Below are 21,981 nucleotides of genomic sequence, written 5' to 3'. Positions count from 1 at the left end.
AATTGACCAAACTTTCCAATGCCCTTTTTCCTATGGCAAAGCCCACCTTTTTTGTAAGTGAACACGTGTACACCTAGTTACAATTTAATAAGCATTTGTTTTTTAAAATTATTATATACATAAAGCCACCATATACGACTTTAGTCTTATTCTACTTGCATTCTTGATGACACATAACTATTCCAAACGCATTAAATAAATGTATAACCATTTTTTAACCAACTTCTATATTAAGCACCCCTGCTCACGAATTAATGCAAAGGATAATTGCCATGAATATTTCTGATAACAGCCCACAAAACCAACTCTCATCTCAACAGTTTTATCGTCAATATAGTGCCAATGCTTTACTTCCTGAATTAGATTGGCAAAGTATTTTTCCCAATAGCAAACTGAATGAAGCACATATCAAGGCATTAAATACGATTTATCAATGTGCTGTTCCTTTGGCACTTAATATTTTTCATGATTTGAATTTTGATGTATTTGCTCCAGCAGCCTATCACCCGCAAGGTTTAGGATTATTTGATAAATTAGGCCAACAAGAAGAGAAATTCTTACAGGTCCTTACCTCTGAAAGCGAAAACCTTGATCACGATACGCGTCATCAAATCTGGAGTATGCTACTTCGCGGTGGAGCTGTACTTGTTTTTAAAGCTTGGCTTGGCCATGTCAAACTTGGAGAAAATCAGTTAGACATGACTCAGTTTGATGAACTCTCTGACTTACTCTTTATTAAGACTCATCCCGATCAACTTGCTGAACGTCTACATGTTGATGCAAAAGCAAAACTCGACCATATCTTCTTAATGTATGGCAATGATATTTTTCTAGATCGATTTAATAGCCTTGAAACCGCTGCCCTGTTTGTTGATTTGGGTGTTTATGATGCGGCGTTCTTAAGTCTTCGCGATGACCGCGTGGCTGAATATTTAAAAACGAAAGGTTATGTGACTCAAGAACAGATTGATGATTTGCAATGTGCACTCAACCCATTGTACTGCGACAGCCTAACCCCAAAACAAGATTGCCTTGCTTAATTCACACATATAAAAAGACCTCAATTGAGGTCTTTTTTTTAATTTTAGATTTTTCTATCTTCAATATTTAATGCACTAATGGCCAGTACAGCCTGTGTTCGGTTTTGTACACCCAATTTTCTAAAGATGGCTGTCACATGGGCTTTAATCGTTGCTTCTGAAACATCTAGCTCGTAGGCAATCTGTTTATTTAACAAGCCTTCCGCAACCATCATCAAAACACGGAACTGCTGTGGTGTTAAAGATTGAATACGTTCAGCTAAAGCAGTTTCCTCTGCCGCTCTCGGGTCAAGATTAAGGTTAGATGGCAAGTTAGGTGGTAACCAGATATCACCTTCTAAGACTTGACGAATCGCTTCACCAATATGACTTGGATGAGCAGATTTAGGAATATAACCCATCGCGCCATGTGCAATCGCACGCTGAATGATTGAAGTTTCTTCATGTGCAGAAACCACAATAATTGGAATAGCTGGATACTGTGCTCGCACATAAACCAAAGCAGAAAAGCCTGAAGCACCCGGTAAATTTAAATCGAGCAATACCAGATCAGGTTCTGCCCCATTTTCCAAACGCTCATAAAACTCATCAACCGAAGCTGTTTCATGAATTTGTGCCTGTGGCAGGCTATAACGTACTGCTTGAATTAAAGCATGACGAAACAAAGGATGATCATCAACGATTAAAATATTCATAAGCGATTAAAGTAATCTTGAGCATAATTATGGCCTATTGTAACCCTACTATTTAGATGAAAGATACGTTCATCTTATCCATTTTTATGCAAAATGTTGATAAATGCAGAACTTAGCAAAAATTTTCAGATGTTTTTTAACTTTTAATCAAAATTAATCTGTTTTTTATATAAGCTTCCTTTTTATTATAAAAAATATATCACCAATAATTATATAGAATAAAAACAGTTACTTAATTAAGAAAAAAAGTATAAAAATCCACTATTTATCTTTTATATTTAAAACAGATAAGGTTGACCAATTTCGTTATTTTACAGTTTACCGTCGTTGTTGATTAATAGGTCCAATCACCTTTTTTAGGCTTAGGAACCAAATTATGACTGGTATCTCATCACCAAAACCTTTGAATATTGTTGCTGTTTCTGGTGGCTTAAATACCCCATCTAAAACGGAAAGTCTGGTTCAAGCCATTCTTGATGAATTATCTGAAGCAATCGATATTAAAGTTCATTTCATTAAATTAAGCGAAATTGGGCCTTTATTAGGCGGCGCATTTTATCGCAACCAACTTCCACAACGTGTACAAGACGATCTTGCAGCGGTTGAAGCAGCAGATGCTTTAATTGTTGGCACACCTGTTTACCGTGCTTCTTTCACAGGTCTTTTTAAACATTTCTTCGATTTTGTTGAACAAACTGCATTAGTTGATGTGCCTGTACTTTTAGCAGCATCAGGCGGTAGTGATCGTCATGCGCTTGTACTTGAGCATCAACTACGCCCATTGTTTAGCTTCTTCCAAGCACAAACTTTACCAATTGGGGTATATGCGACAGATCGAGACTTTACTCCTGAATACACAGTGAAAAGTGAGCAGTTATCTGACCGCATTACCTTAGCTGTGGCTCGTGCATTACCAATTTTAGAATGGGCGCCAGCAAAAGGTAAGCGTGCTGAAGTCATCAAATCTAAATCTCAGCAAGCGAACCAAGAGTTAGGGATTAATAAACAGATTGAACAAGAAGAAGTTCTTCCTTCAGCAGCGGTACCAAATCTTGATGCAGCAGAATCTCGTTTGCATCATAAGACTGGCAAATCATTAACGCATGTTGCCTAACCGCAATATGCCTAAATAAAAATAACGAATTGGGAGAACGCACCATGACGCAATTACAACAGCCGATTAAATTTGCTTATTGGGTACCAAATGTGAGCGGTGGCCTTGTCGTGAGTAACATCGAACAGCGTACAGACTGGAGTTATGACTACAATGTTCGCCTTGCACAAGCTGCCGAAAACAATGGTTTTGAATATGCACTCACCCAAATTCGTTTTACGGCGGGCTATGGGGCAGAAAATCAGCATGAGTCAGTCAGTTTCAGTCATGCATTACTTGCAAAAACTGAAAAACTTAAGGTCATTGCTGCAATTCTGCCCGGCCCATGGAAACCAGTACTCGCAGCAAAGCAACTTGCAACCATTGATTATTTAACCGAAGGCCGTATTGCCATTAATGTAGTAAGTGGCTGGTTTAGAGGGGAATTTGATGCGATTGGGGAAGAGTGGCCAGAGCATGATGAACGCTACGTCCGCTCTGAAGAATTTATCCGTACGCTAAAAGGAATCTGGACTACAGACAACTATAGCTTCGATGGTAAATACTACCAATTTCAAAACTACACACTTAAACCCAAACCTCTGCAAAAACCTTATATAGAAGTGTTTCAGGGTGGTAGTTCCCGTGCTGCACGTGACATGGCCTCACGTGTTTCTGACTGGTATTTCACCAACGGGAATACAGTAGAAGAGATTCAAAAACAAGTCGAAGACATTCGTACCAAAGCAAAAGCCAACAACCACCATGTCAAAATTGGGGTAAATGCCTTCATTATTGCCAGAGATACCGAAGAAGAAGCAAAAACGGTACTTCAAGAAATTATTGATAAAGCCAACACCGAAGCGGTAAATGCGTTTGGCGATGCAACACGTGAAGCAGGTGCAGCTTCACCAGAGCAACAAGGTAACTGGGCGAAATCAAGTTTTGAAGATCTAGTGCAATATAACGATGGTTTTAAAACCAATTTAATTGGTACACCCCAGCAAATTGCAGAGCGTATTGTGGCTCTTAAAGATGTAGGTGTTGATTTGATTCTTTCTGGATTTTTACATTTCATTGAAGAGGTAGAATATTTTGGGGAAAAAGTTCTACCTCTTGTGCGCCAATTAGAACTTCAACAAGAAAAGGAGATAGAAATTCAAGCCAAATCAGCCTAAAAAACTTCAGTTAAAGCAGCGCAAGACAATAAAAACAATAAATTAAAAATAAACACTTATTGGCTCCAAGACTCGGCTTGGAGCCTTTATTTTTTAAGATTTCTCAACCTCTCGAATGACTGTTTCAACCGAATAGCGACACCATTTTGAAAGTTTCTCAATAAATTCATTTAATGCTGCGGGTTCGAAATGGCTGACGATCATATAACACGCGTTTCCCATGACTTTAAAGCATTCATCTATTTGTTCATATTGCTTGACTAAATTTTCAATTTCTTCAAATGCGCGTTGTTCATTTAAATGCAAATGAATAAATTGTTTATGGTTGTATTGAACGGCAATGGTGTAATTTTTAATGACACCTGCATCCATCAACTGAGCAATTCTGGCTCCTACTGCCTGTCCTGTCCGGTGGACACGTTGCCCAATTTCTTTATTTGTCAGACGGGAATCTTGTTTGAGCAATGCAATAATTTTTAGATCAATCGGGTCTAATTCAATATACATTTTTCATGGCGAAAGAAAACTGGCGGTAATGCTTTCATCTGACTATAGCCGATTTTGCCAGTAGAGAATAACCTTGTTTTATCTCATATGAACAAGAGTGATCTCATGAAACAAGCATTGATAATTATCGACGTACAAAATGATTATTTTACAAATGGCAAAATGGAATTGGTACAACCTGATCAAGCCTTAGAAAAAATAAAGCAGCTCGAACAATATTTTAGCGAGAAAAATCTCCCAATCATTTATGTGCAACATATTAGCCCACCACAGGCCAGCTTCTTTCAAGAAAATACCGACGGTGTTTTGCTTCACTCTGAACTCAATGCTGGCAGTGATTCATTGATCGTGATAAAGCATTATCCAAATAGTTTTTTAGAAACCAATTTAGATGAACTTTTAAAAGCATATCAAATTGAGCAACTTGTTATTACAGGCATGATGACACATATTTGTATTGATTCAGGAACCCGAGCTGCAAAAGAACGTGGCTATGAACCTATATTAATTGGCGATGCAACAGCTACCCGCGATTTAACCTTCAACGGTAAAATCGTGAAAGCTGAAGACGTACAAAATGCCTTTTTAGCTGCATTAAGCATGTTTGCTGATGTACAAAGCACAGCAGAGTTTTTAGAAAAACATTAAAAAATAAAAAGCCCCAAACGGGGCTTTTTTTAAATTTTACTTTTGCTTATCTGGATAGACCGTTGCAATTAACTGATCTACCACAGCTGGCTCAGCCAAGGTTGAAGTATCTCCCAAACTATCTAACTCATTTGCCGCGATTTTTCTTAAAATACGGCGCATGATTTTTCCAGAACGCGTTTTAGGTAATGCTGGTGCCCAGTGTAGTGCATCTGGCGAAGCCACTGGTCCAAGCACTTTACGTACCCAGTTAATTAACTCTTTACGCAACTCTTCTGACTCAGGTACACCAGCCTGCAAAGTCACGAAAGTACAAATACCCTGTCCTTTAATCTCGTGTGGCATCCCCACCACCGCAGCTTCTGCTACTGATTCATGCGACACCAAAGCACTTTCAATTTCAGCCGTACCCAGACGGTGACCTGAAACGTTTAAAACATCATCTACGCGGCCCGTAATCCAGTAATAGCCATCTTCATCACGGCGAGCACCATCACCTGTAAAATAAGTATTTTTAAAGGTCGAGAAGTAAGCTTCAATAAAGCGATCTGGGTCACCCCAAATGGTACGCATCTGGCCGGGCCATGAATCTTTAATAACTAAATTACCTTCTACGGCACCTTCTAGCTCATTGCCTTCACCATCTACAATTGCTGGCTGAATACCAAATAACGGACGTGTTGCCGAACCGGGTTTTAGCGCGGTTGCACCTGGTAACGGTGCAATTAAAATACCACCTGTCTCAGTTTGCCACCATGTATCAACAATTGGACAGCGGCCTTCACCGACCACGTTGTAGTACCAGTTCCAAGCTTCAGGGTTAATAGGCTCACCGACCGAACCGAGTAAACGCAAGCTGCTGCGGTTACTTTCACGCACAAATGAATCACCTTCTCGCATCATGGCGCGAATCGCGGTTGGAGCCGTATATAAAATAGAGACTTTGTGCTTGTCGACCACATGACCAAGACGTGCCCATGTTGGGTATTGAGGCACCCCCTCAAACATTAAAGTCGTGGTGCCATTTGCCAGCGGTCCATAGAGGAGATAACTATGTCCTGTAATCCAGCCTACATCGGCTGTACACCAATACACATCATCTTGTTTTAAATCAAAAACTTCTTTAAATGTACTTGTCACATAAACCAGATAACCACCAGTGGTATGCAAGACCCCTTTTGGTTTACCTGTTGAACCAGAAGTATAGAGAATAAATAAAGGATCTTCTGCCTTCATAGGCTCTGGCGGACAGTTCGCATCAACTTCCATGATAACGAGGTGATACCACAAATCACGGCCCGGTTTCATTTCAATTGGGTTCGCATTACGGTAAACCACAATCACATTTTCAACGCATTCAGTGCCGGGTAACGCTAAAGCCAAATCAACATTTTCTTTGAGTGGTAACAACTTACCCGCACGTAGGCTCGAGTCTGCTGTAATCACAAGTTTAGCTTGGCTGTCTTCAATACGACTTGCTAAAGAGTCTGGTGAGAAACCACCAAATACCACACAGTGAACTGCGCCAATACGGGCACAGGCTAACATGGCAATTGCAGCTTCAGTGACCATTGGCATATAGAGCACAACACGATCACCCTTACCAATGCCATATTTCTTTAAAACGTTAGCAAAGCGGCAGACTTCATCGTGTAATTCTTTATAAGAAACGATTTTATGGCGAGAAGGATGGTCACCTTCCCAAATAATTGCAGGTTTATGAGGATGTTCTTTAAGATGCCTGTCTAGGCAATTTGCTGACACGTTCAACTCACCATCGGCAAACCATTCAATTTTGAAATTGTCTTTGTCAAAACTCGTATTTTTAACTTGGGTAAATGGCTTTATCCAATCGACAATTTTAGCTTGCTCTGCCCAGAACTCATCTGGGCTCTCGATAGAGTGTTGATAACGTTTAAAGTAGTCTGCTTCAACAGTACGAGCTGTTTTTTTAAATTCCTCTGGTACTGGATAGATCTCATTCATACGCAACTTCCTTGATCTTGTGCATCCCATCTCGAGACTGTGGCTATTATTTTACTGGATCTTATTTGCATGCCTTTGCAGTATGATGACTCTTTCAAAGTCCAAACAATGCGACTTTGGTCATATATTAACCACTTACTCAAGCATACGAAATTGTGAACATTTTTATAAAATTAAGTTGATTTAAAACATTTGTCTATAGCTTTTACTTTTATAATTTTTTCAAGATTTGATGGTTTTGATCATCAACAAAGATTATTTTGTCTCTCATATCGAGCACAGGAATAAAATAATATGTTTGCCCAAACAACCTCTTCACGCCCACCCCAGCTCCCTTTTAAAGATAGTCCTTTTTCAATTCATGGTCGCTTTAATCGTATGAGCTATTTAGGTGGATATGGACTAATTTATTTAGTCACCCTTGTAGGTTATCTTATTTTGGCCTCATTTTTTGGAAGTTTTCAGCTTTCAAGTAATCTGTTTAATTTTGAATTTTATAGTTCTCTTTCTGGCCTCAGTGCTTTAGTGGTCTGGGCTTTTTCGGTCTTCTTGATTTATTTAAATATTGTTCTCGTTGTTCGACGTCTGCATGATTTAAATAAGAGTGGCTGGATGGGATTACTGTTATTCATTCCAGTTATTCAGTTCTTCTTTATGATTTATTTACTGCTTGCCTCAGGTACAGCAGGTACCAATCAGTATGGTCCTGTTCGACCATCAACGTTTATAGAAAAACTTATGGCTTGGCTTATTTTAGTGGCTATTTTAATTAGCCTCATTTCAACAGCAGGAATTTTTTACTATTTCTCAGGGACCGATACTCTAGAAACACCGTCACAAATCTTACAAAAAGGAACGGAATACTTTTAATTAAAAAACACTTTATTATTCAGATGAACTCATTATAGTAGGCGCACATTTTATCTCCTACTATAATGAAAGCCGATCATCGCTTTCATAAACTTTTTTTAATAGAGACTTATCGTGGCTGATGAACAAAAATCCTTAACGGATGTCGCAAAAAATACAGGCGAACTTTTGCAAGAGGCTGGGACTAAAACCACTCAAACGGTTTTGGCCCATACTGAAAAGTATCATGATGCCTATACCACAATTGATAAAATTGTGGATAGCTTCTGGGAACGTGTGCCTTATATTTGTATTGCAATCATCGTCTTTGTTATTTTTTGGCTACTCACCAAATTATTTAAATTCTTTGTTCGTAAAACCTTAGAAAACCGATCTTATACTCGTCAAAATCTAGTTCTGGTATTGAACCGCGTAGGTAGTACAGCAATTTTATTTTTTGGTTTCTTAATTGCATTAGTCATCATGATTCCAGGGTTTACTCCAGGCCAATTAATGAGCGCATTAGGGATTGGTTCGGTCGCAATTGGTTTCGCATTTAAAGATATTTTTCAGAACTTACTGTCAGGTATTTTAATTTTATTAAGTGAGCCATTCCGTATTGGCGACTCAATCGTGGTGAACTCACTTGAAGGAACTGTTGAAGATATTCAGATTCGTGCAACATTCTTACGTTCGCCAGATGGTCGTCGTATTGTCATTCCAAACGCAACTGTTTATACGAGTGCTTTAACTGTAAATACTGCTTATCAACAACGACGCTGCGAGTTTGTGGTCGGAATTGGATATGACGATGATGAACAAAAGGCCAAACAGATTATTTTAGATATTCTTAATAATGACCGAAATGTACTTAGTCAGCCAGCCTTCTCTGTTAACGTCACAGCTTTAGCAGATTTCTCGGTTAACCTAACTGTACGTTGGTGGGTTGATACAACTGAAACTGATATGTCTTCATCTACGAGTACAATTCAAGCTCAAGTAAAACAGGCTTTTAGTATGCATGGTATTAATATTCCTTACCCAATTCAGGAATTAAAAATGGCTGCGAATCAGCCGCTTTTAAACCCTGAAGCATCAACTAAAGAGACGACCTAAAATATAAGAAATAGACGTTTCAGTTCTTAAAATACGGTTGCCTAAGCTCACAGCTTGGCAGCCGTTTTTTGTGAGCAAATCAACCTCATAAGGGATAAAACCACCTTCGGGTCCGACCACAATACTACAAGCATGGCTAATATGGGTTGGCATGCTCTGCTCAGCATAAGGATGCGCCACATAGGCAGGTATTTCTTTTGAAATTAAGCTCGGCAAAACATCTTCAACAAAAGGCTTAAAGCGTTTATAAATTTGAATTTCAGGAACAATCGTGTCCCCTGCTTGCTCAAGCCCCAAAGTCACATAGTTGTCGATTTGCTGCAAAAATGGAGTCTGCCAATAGCTTTTATCGACCCGATAACTATGAATCAGACTAATTTTTTCAACACCTAAAGTCACACTATCCATCATTAAACGGCGTAAAACTTTAGGTCTTGGCAAAGCTACAATTAAATGTACTGGAAGTTTTGCAGGTACTATTTCTTCGCAAACTGGGCGTACATCTACCTTTTGTTCTGTGATAGAAACAATTTCAGTGACATATCGCGCACCATTTCGAATCCCAACCTTAAGCTGATCTCCAACCGCAATATCAAGGTGTTCACGTAAATGCTGTAATTGGCGTTTTGAGTGAATTAACCACGTGTCTGATTGAACATCTTCTGGTTCTAATAAAACGATATTCATGATTTTTCGGCTAGATATCTGTTAATTATCCCAATATGTTTTTGCAAAGAACCTTTATTGCGATGTAAAACTTTATGCGCTTGCTCTACCACTTGCTGAGCGTCATCAGGTTCAGCTAAGCAAGCCATCCAGATTGCTACAACTTGCTCAGCATCTTGAGCAATCAGCACACCATTTTCATCAATGAATTCATCAACAATCGTTTGGAAATTAAAATAACGTGGTCCAATGACTGTCGGCACATTTAAAACCATAGGCTCTAAAATATTGTGCCCACCACCTGGCTCATTAAGCGATCCCCCCACAAAGCACACCTGACTTAAGGCATACCATAACCAAAGCTCCCCCATACTATCGGCTAAATAAACCTGCGTACTTGCATGAATGCCATGATTCATACTTCTACGATGAGTCACTAAATCTAAGTTTTGGCAAATTTCAAATACTTCATCAAACCGTTCAGGATGACGTGGCACCACAATACAAACTAAATCTGGATCTGACTTTAAATAAGGCTGAAGTACCTGCAAAATTTGCTGTTCTTCGGGTGCATGTGTACTGGCAATTGTCAGAACTTTACGTTGCCCCAAATACCATTGCTGGCGTAATTGTGCTGCCTGATTTACAAATGTTTCTGGGGCGTGAATATCAAATTTAATATTTCCAACCACCTGACTTTTTTGTTGATCTAAACCAAGTTCCACATAGCGTTGTCGAGTCGCAGCATCTTGTGCCAAGACCCAATCAAGGTTTTTGAGCATTCCTGCCGTTAGCCCCGCAACTCGCCCATATCCTTTAGCCGATTTTTCCGACAAGCGTGCATTTAATAATAAACAAGGCACATGCTGTTGCTTGGCCTGATCAATTAAATTTGGCCAAAGTTCTGTTTCAACTAATGCTAACAATCGAGGCTGATATAATTCAAAAAACTCTTTCACCGAATGCTTCTGGTCCACTGGCAAATAGACCGCTTGAAATAAGTCTAGATAAGGTGGTTTTAAAAATAATGATTTGGCACGGGCCTGCCCTGTTTTAGTGGTATTGGTGACTAAAACAGGCTGCCCAAGTTTAAGATAATGTTCTATTAATGGCTGCGCAGCATTTGTTTCTCCGACCGAAACGGCATGGAACCAAATCGCTCGCACATTTTTAGGAGATTCAAACGGTCCAAATCTTTCTAGACATTCCTGATCATACAATTGCTGGTTTTCTGCACGTTTTTTTATTCGCCAGCGATAAAAAGGTTTTAATAAATGAAGTGCGGTGTTGTACCAAAATGGGGTCGCCAAGCGGTTTGCCTCAAATAATCAAAGTTTAAAAACTGGGGAAAATATAACATAGATAAAAAAAATGGCAGAGCTTCTATACTGAAACTCTACCATTTATAAGAAAAGCTATTTACTGAGCTCATAAACTAACAAGATCAGCAATTAGTAAATCTTTAAATATTTAATACTATTTTATGAAGCTTCCAACGCTGGATAATCTGTGTAACCTTCCGCACCTTTAGCATATAAAGTAGTAGGTTGAAGCTCATTTAAAGGTAAGTTTTGCTCTAAACGCTGCAACAGGTCCGGATTTGCAATATAAGCTTTACCAAAAGATACAGCGTCAGCCCCACCATCACGCAAGATACGTTTTGCAGATTCTGGAGTTAGGTTTTCGTTGGCAATCCATACACCATTAAATTTTTCACGAAGTTGAGGACTAATACTGTCAGCAGCTTCATATTCACGAGAGAAAATGAAAGCAACATTACGTTGATTCAATTGCTCAACGACAAAACCAAATGTCGCTAACGGATTTTCATCACCCATATCGTGTGAATCACCACGTGGTGCAATATGTACACCTACTCGGCCAGCGCCCCACACTTCAATAAATGCGTCAATCACTTCTAATAATAAACGAGCGCGATTTTCAATCGGACCACCGTACTCATCATTACGTTGGTTGGTATTGCTTTGAAGGAACTGGTCAATTAAATAACCATTAGCGGCATGTAACTCAACGCCATCAAAACCAGCAACCTTAGCCAATTCTGCTGAATGTTTATATTGAGCAACGACCTCTTTAATTTCTTCAATTGAAAGTGCACGCGGCTTCACATATGGACGTTTAGGGCGTAACAAACTCACTTCACCAGCAGGCTGAATCGCACTCGGCGCAACAGGTGTATCACCTTCTAAAAGTTCAGGATGCGAAATACGTCCCACATGCCAAAGTTGAGCTACAATTTTCGAACCTTGAGCATGAACTGCCTCAATAATCTTATTCCAAGCCTGTGCTTGCTCTTGTGACCATAACCCTGGAGTTTCTGCATAACCCACAGTTTTTGAACCAATCACTGTTGCTTCAGTCAGAATCAGACCAGCATTTGCACGTTGTTGATAATATTCCACCATTAAATCGTTAGGTACTCGACTTTCACCACTACGCGCACGTGTTAGTGGAGCCATAACTAGTCGATTTTTAATTTCAAAATCACCAACCGTTAAAGGAGTATTGAGTTCAGCCATAATCGCCTCGACTTACACTTTAGTATAGTTAAAGTGTTTGTTTTAAATGTTCGATATATTGCTGAATCAAAGCTTCGTTACGTGAAAAATAAGACCATTGACCATATTTTTGGACCTGAATAAGCCCCGCCTGCTGTAACACAGACAAATGATTAGACATTGTAGACTGAGCTACTTCACCCAAACGTTCAATATGACCTGCGCAAACACCCTTCTCAAAACTACCGCCACATTCTTCTACAGGTAAATAATGTTCAGGTTCTTTTAACCATTGCAAAATTTGCCTGCGCAGAGGATTGGAAAGGGCTTTGCTAATTGCATCAATATCCATAGGCTCAACACGTCTTTTTAAACGAACAAAGCTTTGTTCAGCATTTCAAAAACATCATATCGCATTTTTTCGATATTCATATCTATTTTTTTCGATATTGATATCGTATTTTTTCGATTAACATTTAAGTACTGAACTGCTTTGCCGTTTTAATCGCTAAAAATCCAAGAGTCCTACATATTCATAGATGAACTGTATTTAAACTAAAAGTTCATCAGACTCTTATAAACCTTGTTTTAAACTCGCCTCAATAAAGCGGTCAAGGTCACCATCAAGAACAGCACCCGTATTAGAGTTTTCAACACCCGTACGTAAATCTTTAATACGTGAATCATCTAATACATACGAACGAATCTGGCTTCCCCAACCAATATCAGACTTCGAGTCTTCTAGAGCTTGAGCTGCTTCATTACGTTTTTGCATTTCCAATTCATACAACTTCGCACGTAACTGTTTCCATGCATGGTCACGGTTAGCATGTTGTGAACGCTGGTTCTGACATGCCACCACAATACCTGTTGGCATGTGAGTTAAACGTACTGCCGAATCAGTTTTGTTAATGTGCTGACCACCCGCACCCGATGCACGGTAAGTATCGGTACGAACATCAGACGGATTGATATCAATTTCAATATTGTCGTCAACTTCCGGTGAAATAAATACCGCAGAGAATGAGGTATGACGGCGGTTACCGCTATCAAATGGTGATTTACGAACTAGACGATGTACACCTGATTCGGTACGTAACCAACCATAGGCATATTCACCTTCAACACGAATCGTTGCAGACTTGATACCAGCCACATCACCGTCAGATACTTCCATAAGTTCTGCTTTAAAACCGTGACGTTCAATCCAGCGCATATACATACGTAACAGCATAGATGCCCAGTCTTGTGCTTCTGTACCACCTGAACCCGATTGAATCTCGACATAGCAAGGATTTGGGTCCATTGGATTACTAAACATACGACGGAATTCAAGTTTAGCCAGTTCATCTTCGGCAGCACCAAGCTCAGACTGAACGTCTTCAAGCAGGCTTTCATCATCGGCTTCTACGGCCAAATCTAGCATTGCTTTTGCATCTTCAAGCTGTGTTGCTAAACCGTCTAACACATTAATGACATTTTCAAGCTCGCCCTTTTCTTTGGCCATAGCCTGAGCACGACTTTGATCGCTCCAGATTGCAGGGTCTTCTAACTCACGTAAAACTTCTTCTAAACGTTCTTTCTTTAGATCGTAGTCAAAGATACCCCCGTAGTGTTTGGCTACGATCAGTTAAGTCTTTCAATTGGTTTAGATAAGGATTAATTTCCACGCGAGTGTTCCCATAAAAGCAGATAAACAGTCGATTATTTTAGCATAGCTTGTCATTCCCAAACAAAAGGACTAAAACTTATTGATTTTTATCACTCTAAAAAAGATAAGTAGATATAATATTATTGATTAATATCATAAAAATATATTAAAATTAACAACTTAAAATCTTAATAACTTTATAACATTCATTACTAGAGTTTTTCTCATGAAAAAATCAAATATTTTATTCGCAATCCTTACCGCCACATGTGCTTTCAATGCAAATGCCTATCAAACTGAAGTTGGTACAATGTACGAATTTACAGATATGGATGGGGGAGAAAATAATAGCTTCGGTATTAACGGCAAATATTATTTTAATCCAGTTGAAACAAAAACATATCCTTTAGCAGAAGCTGCATTTCTAAATAAATCTTCAAATATTGGACTAGGCTATGCATATAGCAAACTAGAAGATGATGAAGATTCTGGAAAACTCGAATTTAGTTCTGTAGGTATTACTGGTGAATACTTTATTCCAAATACCTCGCTCTATTTATCAGGAGCATTTAACCGTACAAAAAGAGAAGCCACTGCAAATGATTTCGGTTCAGCTGATGATAACGGTAATGGCTATGCTGTAGAGGTCGGTTTCCTACCAACAGATGGATTATTATTGGCTGCTGGTGTAACAGATTTATCTGAAAGTTTCGATCCAATACAAGCAGCTAAATATGGCTTTATTACTTCGTTGTCAAATGCCGCAGCCGTAACTGGTGAAGATGAAGATACAGTCGTAACTCTACGTGCCAAGTATGTTACTCAAATTTCTGGTTTTTATACTAATTTTGAAGGACAAACTTATATTGGGGATGAAACCACTTATCGTTTAGGTGCAGATCTTTATCTTGATCCAACTTTAAGTATTGGAGCATCTTTTGCAGATTCAACAGCAGAAGATTCAGATACAATTTTTAGTCTTCGTGCACAAAAATTCATTACACCACAATTAGCAGTAGGCTTAACTTATACGACTGTTGAGGATGCTGATTCTTTTGGTATTAATGGAACATTCCGTTTCTAATTCATAAGAATTTATTAATTAAAGATATAAACGCTTGGATAGATTTATCTGAGCGTTCTTCATTTCATTTTAAGATTAATTGGTAACATCCTCATACAAAATCGGGTACTTTTACAGCATTTTTTATGATCTACACAAAACATCCTCAATTTTAATAAAATAAAACATTCTATTTTTATAATTTAAAATCAATTACTTAAGTTAAATATGTTTACAAAAAAAGCACATAGTTACAGTATGGTTACTTGTCTAAGATTGACGATCAAGCATTTTCCTCTAGACTAAAAGTTGTAACAAAACATTTATAAAATCGCTTTTTAGAGGGGAGAGATTCCATGAAAAAACTAGCAATTGCATCAGCTCTTTTATCTGCACTGGCAGTAAGTGGCGCAGCAAACGCTTACCAAGCTGAAGTTGGTGGTTCTTACAATTATCTTGATCCAGATGACGGCAGCAGTGTAAGCAAATTTGGTGTTGACGGGACTTATTACTTTAATCCTGTTCAAACTCGTAACGCTCCACTTGCTGAAGCAGCTTTCTTAAGCCGTGCAAGTAATGTTAACGCTCTTATCAACTATGGCGATAACAGCGGTACAAAAGACACTCAGTATGGCGTAGGCGTTGAATACTATGTTCCTAACTCAGATTTCTACGTTAGCGGTGATGTAGGCCGAAATGAACGTGAAATCGACAACACTAATATTGATAGTAAAGTTACGACTTATGCTGCTGAAGTAGGTTATTTACCAGCTCCTGGTTTATTACTTGCTCTAGGTGTTAAAGGCTACGACGAAAAAGACGGTAAAGACGGCGCTGATCCAACAGTTCGTGCTAAATACGTTACTCAAGTAGGTCAACATGACGTAAACCTTGAAGCATTCGGTGCGTTTGGTGACCTAGACGAATATAAAGTTCGTGGTGACTACTACATCGACAAAACTTTCAGTGTAGGTGCTGACTACTACAACAATGACTTAACTGATAAAGATGAATTTGGCATCAATGCTAAAAAATTCTTAAATCAGCAAGTAAGTGTTGAAGGTCGTATTGGATTCGGTGACAACGACAACACTTATGGTGTTCGTGCAGGATACCGCTTCTAATCTAGTCTAAAAGCTTATAAAAAACCGCTCAATAGAGCGGTTTTTTTATTGCTTTAAATGTACGATGCGCAACTGCAAATTCACGTTCCCATTAAATACATTACGGTCAATCTCATAAACTAAATGGACATGATCTCGCATAGGGTCGAACTCAAATCGACCTGCTGCATTAAAGACAATTGCGTCAAAACTATATTGATCTAGTGCCACTTTAAGTTTTAGATGGGTTTCTTTAAGCCAACGATAATCTATTATCTTGAAAAGGCCTTCAAACTGAGGAAAAGGGAATTTTTGTCCCCATGGCCCCAACTGCTCTATCCAGGTTAGCGTGTCAAGTTGTAAAGCCGAAGCTGGCAACTCTCCATCAGTCCACAAAGTTGCCTGAAAAAGTGATTCATCCATTGCATCTACACAAGCGGTAAAAACCGTTTTAAAAGCATCAAAGTTCTCTTTTCGAATTGTTAAACCTGCTGCTGCGGCATGCCCACCAAAATGGCTGACCAGCTCTGGATGCCGCTCTGCAACTTGTTCAATCGTATCTCGAATATGCACGCCGTCAATTGAACGCGCAGACCCTTTGATATGAATACCATCTTCATCAGGGGCAAAAACAATAGTAGGTCGATGAAACTGCTCTTTTAAACGCCCGGCCACAATTCCAATAACACCTTGATGCCAGCTTTCTTCGAACAGTACGAGAGCGGACGGGATATTTTCTTTTGAAAGTTGCAGATTATCTAAAGCTGTAAGAGCCTGTTGTTTCATCGCTCCTTCAACTTGACGGCGCTCTATATTTAATTGATTTAATTGTTGAGCAATAGGATAAGCAGTTTCCATATTCTCTGCCAACAAGCACTCAATACCAATACGCATGCTTTCCATACGCCCAGCAGCATTAATACGGGGCCCTATCACAAATCCTAGATCTTGTGCCCGCAATGAAACGGCTTCTCGACCAGCAATATCTAATAGCGCTAGAATTCCCACTCGACATTGTTGTTGTTGAATTCTTTTTACGCCTGCATCAACCAATATTCGGTTGTTATAATCTAATACAGCAACATCCGCATAAGTCCCCAAAGCAACTAAGTCTAGGTATTGAGTTACCTTACTTGTGCTCTTGCCTTGCTTGTTACGTAAACTTGCCAAATTCGCCAAGACATAAAAAGCAACGCCAACTCCCGCTAAAGCTTTACTTGGAAAATCACAGCCTAATTGGTTTGGGTTTACAACTGCTTCTGCTGGTGGAGTTTCTTTAGTGGTTAAATGGTGATCGGTAATAATGACCTGCATACCTAATGTATGAGCAGCCTCTACACCCGTATGGCTCGAAATACCATTATCCACAGTAATTAATATATGGGGGTGGTATGTTGAATAGGCTAATTCAGCAATAGCAGGCGTTAAACCATAACCATACTTAAACCGATCAGGAACCAGATAGTCAACTTGTGCACCCATATCACGAAGTGCCAGAACCATTAAAGCTGTGCTGGTTGCTCCATCGGCATCATAATCCCCGACAATAACAATTTTTTTCTGCTCATCAATGGCTTGGTCCATTAAGGCTACAGCGGTTTCTAAACCTTTGAGCTCAGGAGCGAGTAAATTCTTAAGCTTGAGCTCTAGTTCCTGTTCAGATTGGACTCCACGTCTTGCCAAAATCTCGGCAATAAACGGAGGCACGCCCTGAAACTGTTCAGGGCGTGTCAATAAAGGTCTTTGTTTGATTTGTATTTTTGTCATTTAAGGCATCAGCCGGTGCAACATCCATTGACCGTCGATTTTTTCATAACTCAAGCGGTCATGTAAACGATTTGGTCGCCCTTGCCAGAATTCATAATAATCCGGTTGCAGACGATAGCCTCCCCAGAACTCCGGTTTATCGAGTACTTCATGACTTGCAACTTGTTGCTGTAAGTCTTGGAAACGTTGTTGTAACAGTTCCCGACTTTCGATTTTGCCACTCTGAGGAGCACTAATATGCGCTGCAATTTGACTATCACGTGGTCGTTTACGATAGTAGTCTGTAGATTCCTGTTCAGAAATTTTTACAACACGACCACCAACTCTCACCTGACGCTCTAGACTCGGCCAGTAAAATAATAATTCGGCATAAGGATTTTCTGCCAAATCAATACCTTTCTGACTGTCATAGTTAGTATAAAAATCATACCCAGCTTCCGTGGCACCACGTAACAAAACAGTTCTAACATGAGGTCTGCCATTAGCACCTGCTGTTGCTAACGACATGGTATAGGGTTCATGCAAATTGGCAGCTAGAGCATGGTTAAACCAACCAAGAAACTGCTGATGAGGGTTTGATTCAACCTGTCCCTCATACAACTCGCCCTGCTCATAGCTCAAGCGTAATTCACTTAAATCTTTAATGACATCACTCATGTCATACACCTTATGCGACTTGTGCTTGTGAACGAACCGCATCTGCTAAATGCTGAGCTAAAGTATTTACTTCTTGCTCATTATCCCCTTCAACCATGACACGAATCACTGGTTCTGTTCCAGACTTACGGATCAAGATACGTCCACGGCCTTTAAGCTGTGCTTCTGCTTTATCAAATTCAGTAACCAATGCTGGAATAGAATATGGATCAAGCATTTGTTCTAAATGTACATTTAAAAGAACTTGTGGGAATAGTTTAAAGTCTTGAACCAATTCATGAAGAGCCTTATTTTGCTCGACCATCACCGTTAAAACTTGAAGCGCGGCGATAATGGCATCACCAGTCGTACTCTTGTCTAAAGTGAGAATGTGACCAGAAGGTTCGCCACCTGTCACCCAACCATTTTCTTCTAAAGCCTGTAATACATAGCGGTCACCGACTTTTGCACGAACAAAATTAACATTTGCTTTTTCAAGTGCAACTTCAAGTGCCATATTACTCATGACAGTACCAACAATACCAGCTGGCTTATTTTGAGCCTGAGTTGCCAAAATATATAAGATATGGTCACCATCAATTAAGTTACCAAACTTATCAACCATCACAACACGGTCAGCATCGCCATCAAATGCAATTCCTAAATCTGCTTGGTGCTCAACCACTGCTTTTTGCAAGTGTTCAGGATGTGTTGAACCACAGCTTTCATTAATATTTAAGCCATCTGGTTCATTATATAAAGCAATGACTTTTGCACCTAGCTCGCGGAAAACTGAAGGCCCAACGCTATATGCCGCGCCATGAGCACAGTCCAACACAATCTTTAAATTATTTAAATCAAAGTGGTAAGGGAAAGTAGATTTACAAAATTCGATATAACGACCGTTTGCATCATTTACACGAACACTTTTACCTAAGTTTGCAGTGTCCTCAATAAATAAGTCTTTTTCTAATTCTTGATTAATTTCTTCTTGTAATGAATCTGGTAATTTCTTGCCTTCACTTGAGAAGAATTTAATCCCATTATCATAATATGGATTATGCGAAGCAGAAATAACAATACCTGCATGTGCATGCAAAGCACGAGTAAGATGTGCGATTGCTGGTGTTGGTAATGGACCAAGTAAATGAACATATACGCCAGCAGCGTTTAAGCCTGCCTGTAAAGCAGATTCTAAAATATAGCCAGATAAACGTGTGTCTTTTCCTAATACAACGAGCGGTTTATTTTTTGGACTCGTTCGTTTTAATACCTTCCCTGCAGCAAAACCGAGTTTTAAAGCAAACTCTGGAGTAATAGGCATTTGCCCAAATTTTCCACGAATACCATCCGTTCCAAAATAACTCATAGCTTATCTCATTCTTACGCCACTTCAGCGGTGGCTCACTTCATATATGGCAATTCCGCCATATTTCTTTTCGTTAGATTTACTTTACACCAAAAACAAAAAGCCGTCAGTGTAATGACGGCTTTCTTCATTGTTTTGGTTACCAAAATCTAACCAACACGATAGTTTGGAGCTTCTTTAGTAATCGTTACATCATGAACATGTGACTCAGACATACCTGCTGAAGTAATTTTCACAAATTTTGCATTTTGGCGAAGATCTTCAATCACAGATGAACCTGTATAACCCATCGATGAACGTAAACCACCCATCATTTGATGAACGATGTTACCCATTGGGCCTTTATATGGAACACGACCTTCAATGCCTTCTGGTACTAACTTCTCAGCACCCGCTTTTGAGTCTTGGAAATAACGGTCAGCAGAACCGGTTGCTCCCGCCATTGCACCTAATGAACCCATACCACGATATGCTTTGTAGTAACGACCTTGAAAAAACTCAACTTCGCCAGGCGCTTCTTCAGTACCAGCTAAAAGTGAACCAACCATGATTGTACTTGCACCTGCACCGATCGCTTTTGCCATATCGCCAGAGAAACGGATACCGCCATCTGCAATTAAAGGAATTTGATCTTTCAGTGCGTTAGCAACGCTATCAATCGCAGAAATCTGTGGCATACCAATACCTGCCACAATACGAGTTGTACAGATAGAACCAGGACCAATACCCACTTTTACAGCATCTGCACCTGCATCTAATAATGCTAATGCAGCATCACCAGTTGCGATGTTTCCGCCAATTACTTGTACTTGAGGGAAGTTTTGTTTCACCCAACGTACACGTTCAATTACACCAGCTGAATGACCATGTGCTGTATCAACAACAATTACGTCAACACCAGCTTCAACCAATGCTTCCACACGACTTGGAGTATCAGCACCTGTACCTACCGCAGCACCAACACGTAAACGACCAAGATCATCTTTACAACTGTTTGGATAACTCTCAGCTTTACGGAAGTCAGTCACTGTAATGAGACCTTTAAGTTCGTTGCTCTCGCCAACGACCAAGACTTTTTCAATACGGTGTTTTTGCAATAATGCTTGAATATTTTCTTTAGACTCGCCTTCACGCACAGTCACCAAACGATCTTGGCCTGTCATGATGTTGCTAACAGGTTGTTCTAAATTGGTTTCAAAACGTGTATCACGGCCTGTCACAATACCAACAACCTTGCCGTCTTTAACAACAGGTACACCGCTAATGTTATTAGCAGTGGTAATTGCAATCAGTTCACGTACTGTAGTTTCAGGCGTTACAGTGATAGGATCTTTCACCATACCCGCTTCGAATTTCTTTACACGGCGTACTTCTGCAGCTTGAGCAGCAATATCCATGTTTTTGTGCAAAATCCCGATACCACCATTTTGTGACATTGCAATCGCCATACGTGACTCAGTCACTGTATCCATTGCCGCAGAAACTAATGGGATATTTAAATGAATGCCGCGAGTTAAACGTGTCTTTAAAGAGACATCTTTTGGGAGAACAGTAGAGTAGGCAGGAAGTAATAAGACATCATCGAAGGTTAGCGCTTCTTGAACGATGGTCAGCATAACAATCTCACTGGTAAATTCCGTGAGCTATTATAAACAAATTTCAATGCAATTTTCATATTATCTTTGCCTTTTTCAGCAATAGATAAAGTTCGTTTCTAAATATTCCTTATTAATCTGCTTTTTAGCATACCAATTAACCTAACTGAATTAATCACGACAGCCCTATCTTAAACAATAATTAAAAATTGATTGGCTTGTATGCTTTCGCCTTTGACCAAACTGGTAAAACTAATACATTTATGTACGCCATTATCAAATAATATCTACGATATTATTTTTTCAAACCCTATGTAATCCCCAAAAAAACTTTAAATATTAGTTATTTTTATACCCATATAAAAATGAAGAGATTCGATAATTCTTGCAATGAATTGCTTTATTTTTCTCATAATATTTTAAAATAGCTTTTGCTTTTCTTATTTTATAAATGAATCATAATGTTATTTAAAATTAACTCACAATAAATTAAAATAATT

20 protein-coding genes and 1 pseudogene are annotated in these 21,981 nt (G+C 39.2%); 8 read left to right on the top strand and 13 right to left on the bottom strand.

Annotated features, from left to right (window positions below):
- Positions 1 to 272: 272 nt before the first annotated feature.
- Entirely contained in the window at positions 273 to 1,040 is a 768-nt protein-coding gene (locus AC2117_RS00915; RefSeq protein WP_197730964.1) for a hypothetical protein, read from the top strand.
- 44 nt (positions 1,041 to 1,084) lie between these two features.
- Here the strand turns inward: AC2117_RS00915 and AC2117_RS00910 are convergent, their stop codons facing one another.
- Entirely contained in the window at positions 1,085 to 1,735 is a 651-nt protein-coding gene (locus AC2117_RS00910) for a response regulator (protein WP_042895731.1), read from the bottom strand.
- Between the two features lie 376 nt (positions 1,736 to 2,111).
- Between AC2117_RS00910 and msuE the strand changes: the two genes are divergently transcribed.
- Entirely contained in the window at positions 2,112 to 2,849 is a 738-nt protein-coding gene (gene msuE / locus AC2117_RS00905) for an FMN reductase (protein ID WP_133971284.1), read from the top strand.
- Positions 2,850 to 2,893: 44 nt separating this feature from the next.
- Complete coding sequence (gene sfnG / locus AC2117_RS00900; RefSeq protein ID WP_133971282.1) at positions 2,894 to 4,006, top strand: dimethylsulfone monooxygenase SfnG; 1,113 nt, start codon at positions 2,894 to 2,896, stop codon at positions 4,004 to 4,006.
- Positions 4,007 to 4,099: 93 nt separating this feature from the next.
- Here the strand turns inward: sfnG and AC2117_RS00895 are convergent, their stop codons facing one another.
- Positions 4,100 to 4,513, bottom strand: a complete 414-nt coding sequence (locus tag AC2117_RS00895) for an Lrp/AsnC family transcriptional regulator (RefSeq protein ID WP_133971280.1) — start codon at positions 4,511 to 4,513, stop codon at positions 4,100 to 4,102.
- Positions 4,514 to 4,618: 105 nt separating this feature from the next.
- On the opposite strand from AC2117_RS00895, the gene AC2117_RS00890 reads away from it, so the two are divergent.
- Complete coding sequence (locus tag AC2117_RS00890; protein ID WP_133971278.1) at positions 4,619 to 5,161, top strand: cysteine hydrolase family protein; 543 nt, start codon at positions 4,619 to 4,621, stop codon at positions 5,159 to 5,161.
- 36 nt (positions 5,162 to 5,197) lie between these two features.
- Here AC2117_RS00890 and acs read toward each other — a convergent pair whose 3' ends face one another.
- Positions 5,198 to 7,147 (bottom strand): acetate--CoA ligase, encoded by a 1,950-nt coding sequence (gene acs, locus AC2117_RS00885; RefSeq protein WP_133971276.1) that lies wholly within the window; start codon positions 7,145 to 7,147, stop codon positions 5,198 to 5,200.
- Positions 7,148 to 7,441: 294 nt separating this feature from the next.
- Here acs and AC2117_RS00880 point away from each other — a divergent pair, with 294 nt between their 5' ends.
- Positions 7,442 to 8,017 (top strand): DUF805 domain-containing protein, encoded by a 576-nt coding sequence (locus tag AC2117_RS00880; protein WP_133971273.1) that lies wholly within the window; start codon positions 7,442 to 7,444, stop codon positions 8,015 to 8,017.
- 114 nt (positions 8,018 to 8,131) lie between these two features.
- Positions 8,132 to 9,112, top strand: a complete 981-nt coding sequence (locus AC2117_RS00875) for a mechanosensitive ion channel family protein (protein WP_133971271.1) — start codon at positions 8,132 to 8,134, stop codon at positions 9,110 to 9,112.
- Here AC2117_RS00875 and AC2117_RS00870 read toward each other — a convergent pair.
- From AC2117_RS00870 to prfB, 5 genes are all read right to left on the bottom strand, one after another.
- A complete protein-coding gene (locus AC2117_RS00870) occupies positions 9,092 to 9,799 on the bottom strand; it encodes a 16S rRNA (uracil(1498)-N(3))-methyltransferase (protein ID WP_133971269.1) in 708 nt (235 codons plus the stop codon). The genes AC2117_RS00875 and AC2117_RS00870 overlap by 21 nt on opposite strands.
- Complete coding sequence (locus AC2117_RS00865) at positions 9,796 to 11,088, bottom strand: 3-deoxy-D-manno-octulosonic acid transferase (protein ID WP_133971267.1); 1,293 nt, start codon at positions 11,086 to 11,088, stop codon at positions 9,796 to 9,798. The genes AC2117_RS00870 and AC2117_RS00865 overlap by 4 nt, the downstream gene beginning before the upstream one ends.
- A 171-nt stretch (positions 11,089 to 11,259) precedes the next feature.
- Complete coding sequence (locus AC2117_RS00860) at positions 11,260 to 12,318, bottom strand: alkene reductase (RefSeq protein ID WP_133971265.1); 1,059 nt, start codon at positions 12,316 to 12,318, stop codon at positions 11,260 to 11,262.
- Positions 12,319 to 12,346: 28 nt separating this feature from the next.
- Positions 12,347 to 12,649 (bottom strand): ArsR/SmtB family transcription factor, encoded by a 303-nt coding sequence (locus tag AC2117_RS00855; protein WP_133971263.1) that lies wholly within the window; start codon positions 12,647 to 12,649, stop codon positions 12,347 to 12,349.
- Between the two features lie 222 nt (positions 12,650 to 12,871).
- A protein-coding gene (gene prfB, locus AC2117_RS00850; protein WP_133971261.1) for a peptide chain release factor 2 occupies positions 12,872 to 13,967 on the bottom strand; the annotation gives its coding sequence in 2 pieces (ribosomal slippage) (positions 12,872 to 13,894 and positions 13,896 to 13,967; 1,095 coding nt in all).
- 207 nt (positions 13,968 to 14,174) lie between these two features.
- Here prfB and AC2117_RS00845 point away from each other — a divergent pair.
- Entirely contained in the window at positions 14,175 to 15,032 is an 858-nt protein-coding gene (locus AC2117_RS00845; RefSeq protein ID WP_133971259.1) for a putative porin, read from the top strand.
- 335 nt (positions 15,033 to 15,367) lie between these two features.
- Positions 15,368 to 16,135, top strand: coding sequence for a putative porin (locus AC2117_RS00840; RefSeq protein ID WP_133971257.1), 768 nt, complete (start codon positions 15,368 to 15,370; stop codon positions 16,133 to 16,135).
- Positions 16,136 to 16,180: 45 nt separating this feature from the next.
- Here the strand turns inward: AC2117_RS00840 and recJ are convergent, their stop codons facing one another.
- From recJ to AC2117_RS00815, 5 genes and pseudogenes are all read right to left on the bottom strand, one after another.
- Positions 16,181 to 17,881 (bottom strand): single-stranded-DNA-specific exonuclease RecJ, encoded by a 1,701-nt coding sequence (gene recJ / locus AC2117_RS00835; protein WP_133971255.1) that lies wholly within the window; start codon positions 17,879 to 17,881, stop codon positions 16,181 to 16,183.
- Complete coding sequence (gene pdxH / locus AC2117_RS00830; RefSeq protein WP_133971253.1) at positions 17,882 to 18,538, bottom strand: pyridoxamine 5'-phosphate oxidase; 657 nt, start codon at positions 18,536 to 18,538, stop codon at positions 17,882 to 17,884. It abuts the gene before it with no gap.
- Between the two features lie 10 nt (positions 18,539 to 18,548).
- Positions 18,549 to 19,886, bottom strand: a complete 1,338-nt coding sequence (gene glmM, locus AC2117_RS00825) for a phosphoglucosamine mutase (RefSeq protein ID WP_133971251.1) — start codon at positions 19,884 to 19,886, stop codon at positions 18,549 to 18,551.
- 149 nt (positions 19,887 to 20,035) lie between these two features.
- On the bottom strand, positions 20,036 to 21,502 hold the full coding sequence (guaB, locus tag AC2117_RS00820) for an IMP dehydrogenase (protein ID WP_003654069.1): 1,467 nt from the start codon (positions 21,500 to 21,502) through the stop codon (positions 20,036 to 20,038).
- A gap of 176 nt (positions 21,503 to 21,678) precedes the next feature.
- A pseudogene (locus AC2117_RS00815) lies at positions 21,679 to 21,768 on the bottom strand (MBL fold metallo-hydrolase); the annotation flags it as partial.
- Between the last annotated feature and the right edge of the window lie 213 nt (positions 21,769 to 21,981).

The sequence above is a fragment of the Acinetobacter calcoaceticus genome, from assembly GCF_900520355.1.
GTDB lineage: Bacteria > Pseudomonadota > Gammaproteobacteria > Pseudomonadales > Moraxellaceae > Acinetobacter > Acinetobacter calcoaceticus_C.
Note: the sequence above shows the minus strand (reverse complement) of the source record. Positions and strands in the feature narration are given on the sequence as shown.

What these genes read in the sequence shown, in the direction of transcription:
- acs (WP_133971276.1), bottom strand. Translation starts at nt 7,147, where the DNA reads ATGAATGAGATCTATCCAGTACCAGAGGAATTTAAAAAAACAGCTCGT.
- AC2117_RS00880 (WP_133971273.1), top strand. Translation starts at nt 7,442, where the DNA reads ATGTTTGCCCAAACAACCTCTTCACGCCCACCCCAGCTCCCTTTTAAA.
- AC2117_RS00870 (WP_133971269.1), bottom strand. Translation starts at nt 9,799, where the DNA reads ATGAATATCGTTTTATTAGAACCAGAAGATGTTCAATCAGACACGTGG.
- pdxH (WP_133971253.1), bottom strand. Translation starts at nt 18,538, where the DNA reads ATGAGTGATGTCATTAAAGATTTAAGTGAATTACGCTTGAGCTATGAG.
- AC2117_RS00845 (WP_133971259.1), top strand. Translation starts at nt 14,175, where the DNA reads ATGAAAAAATCAAATATTTTATTCGCAATCCTTACCGCCACATGTGCT.
- AC2117_RS00890 (WP_133971278.1), top strand. Translation starts at nt 4,619, where the DNA reads ATGAAACAAGCATTGATAATTATCGACGTACAAAATGATTATTTTACA.
- AC2117_RS00860 (WP_133971265.1), bottom strand. Translation starts at nt 12,318, where the DNA reads ATGGCTGAACTCAATACTCCTTTAACGGTTGGTGATTTTGAAATTAAA.
- msuE (WP_133971284.1), top strand. Translation starts at nt 2,112, where the DNA reads ATGACTGGTATCTCATCACCAAAACCTTTGAATATTGTTGCTGTTTCT.
- guaB (WP_003654069.1), bottom strand. Translation starts at nt 21,502, where the DNA reads ATGCTGACCATCGTTCAAGAAGCGCTAACCTTCGATGATGTCTTATTA.
- recJ (WP_133971255.1), bottom strand. Translation starts at nt 17,881, where the DNA reads ATGACAAAAATACAAATCAAACAAAGACCTTTATTGACACGCCCTGAA.
- AC2117_RS00915 (WP_197730964.1), top strand. Translation starts at nt 273, where the DNA reads ATGAATATTTCTGATAACAGCCCACAAAACCAACTCTCATCTCAACAG.
- glmM (WP_133971251.1), bottom strand. Translation starts at nt 19,886, where the DNA reads ATGAGTTATTTTGGAACGGATGGTATTCGTGGAAAATTTGGGCAAATG.
- AC2117_RS00855 (WP_133971263.1), bottom strand. Translation starts at nt 12,649, where the DNA reads ATGGATATTGATGCAATTAGCAAAGCCCTTTCCAATCCTCTGCGCAGG.
- AC2117_RS00840 (WP_133971257.1), top strand. Translation starts at nt 15,368, where the DNA reads ATGAAAAAACTAGCAATTGCATCAGCTCTTTTATCTGCACTGGCAGTA.
- AC2117_RS00910 (WP_042895731.1), bottom strand. Translation starts at nt 1,735, where the DNA reads ATGAATATTTTAATCGTTGATGATCATCCTTTGTTTCGTCATGCTTTA.
- AC2117_RS00895 (WP_133971280.1), bottom strand. Translation starts at nt 4,513, where the DNA reads ATGTATATTGAATTAGACCCGATTGATCTAAAAATTATTGCATTGCTC.
- sfnG (WP_133971282.1), top strand. Translation starts at nt 2,894, where the DNA reads ATGACGCAATTACAACAGCCGATTAAATTTGCTTATTGGGTACCAAAT.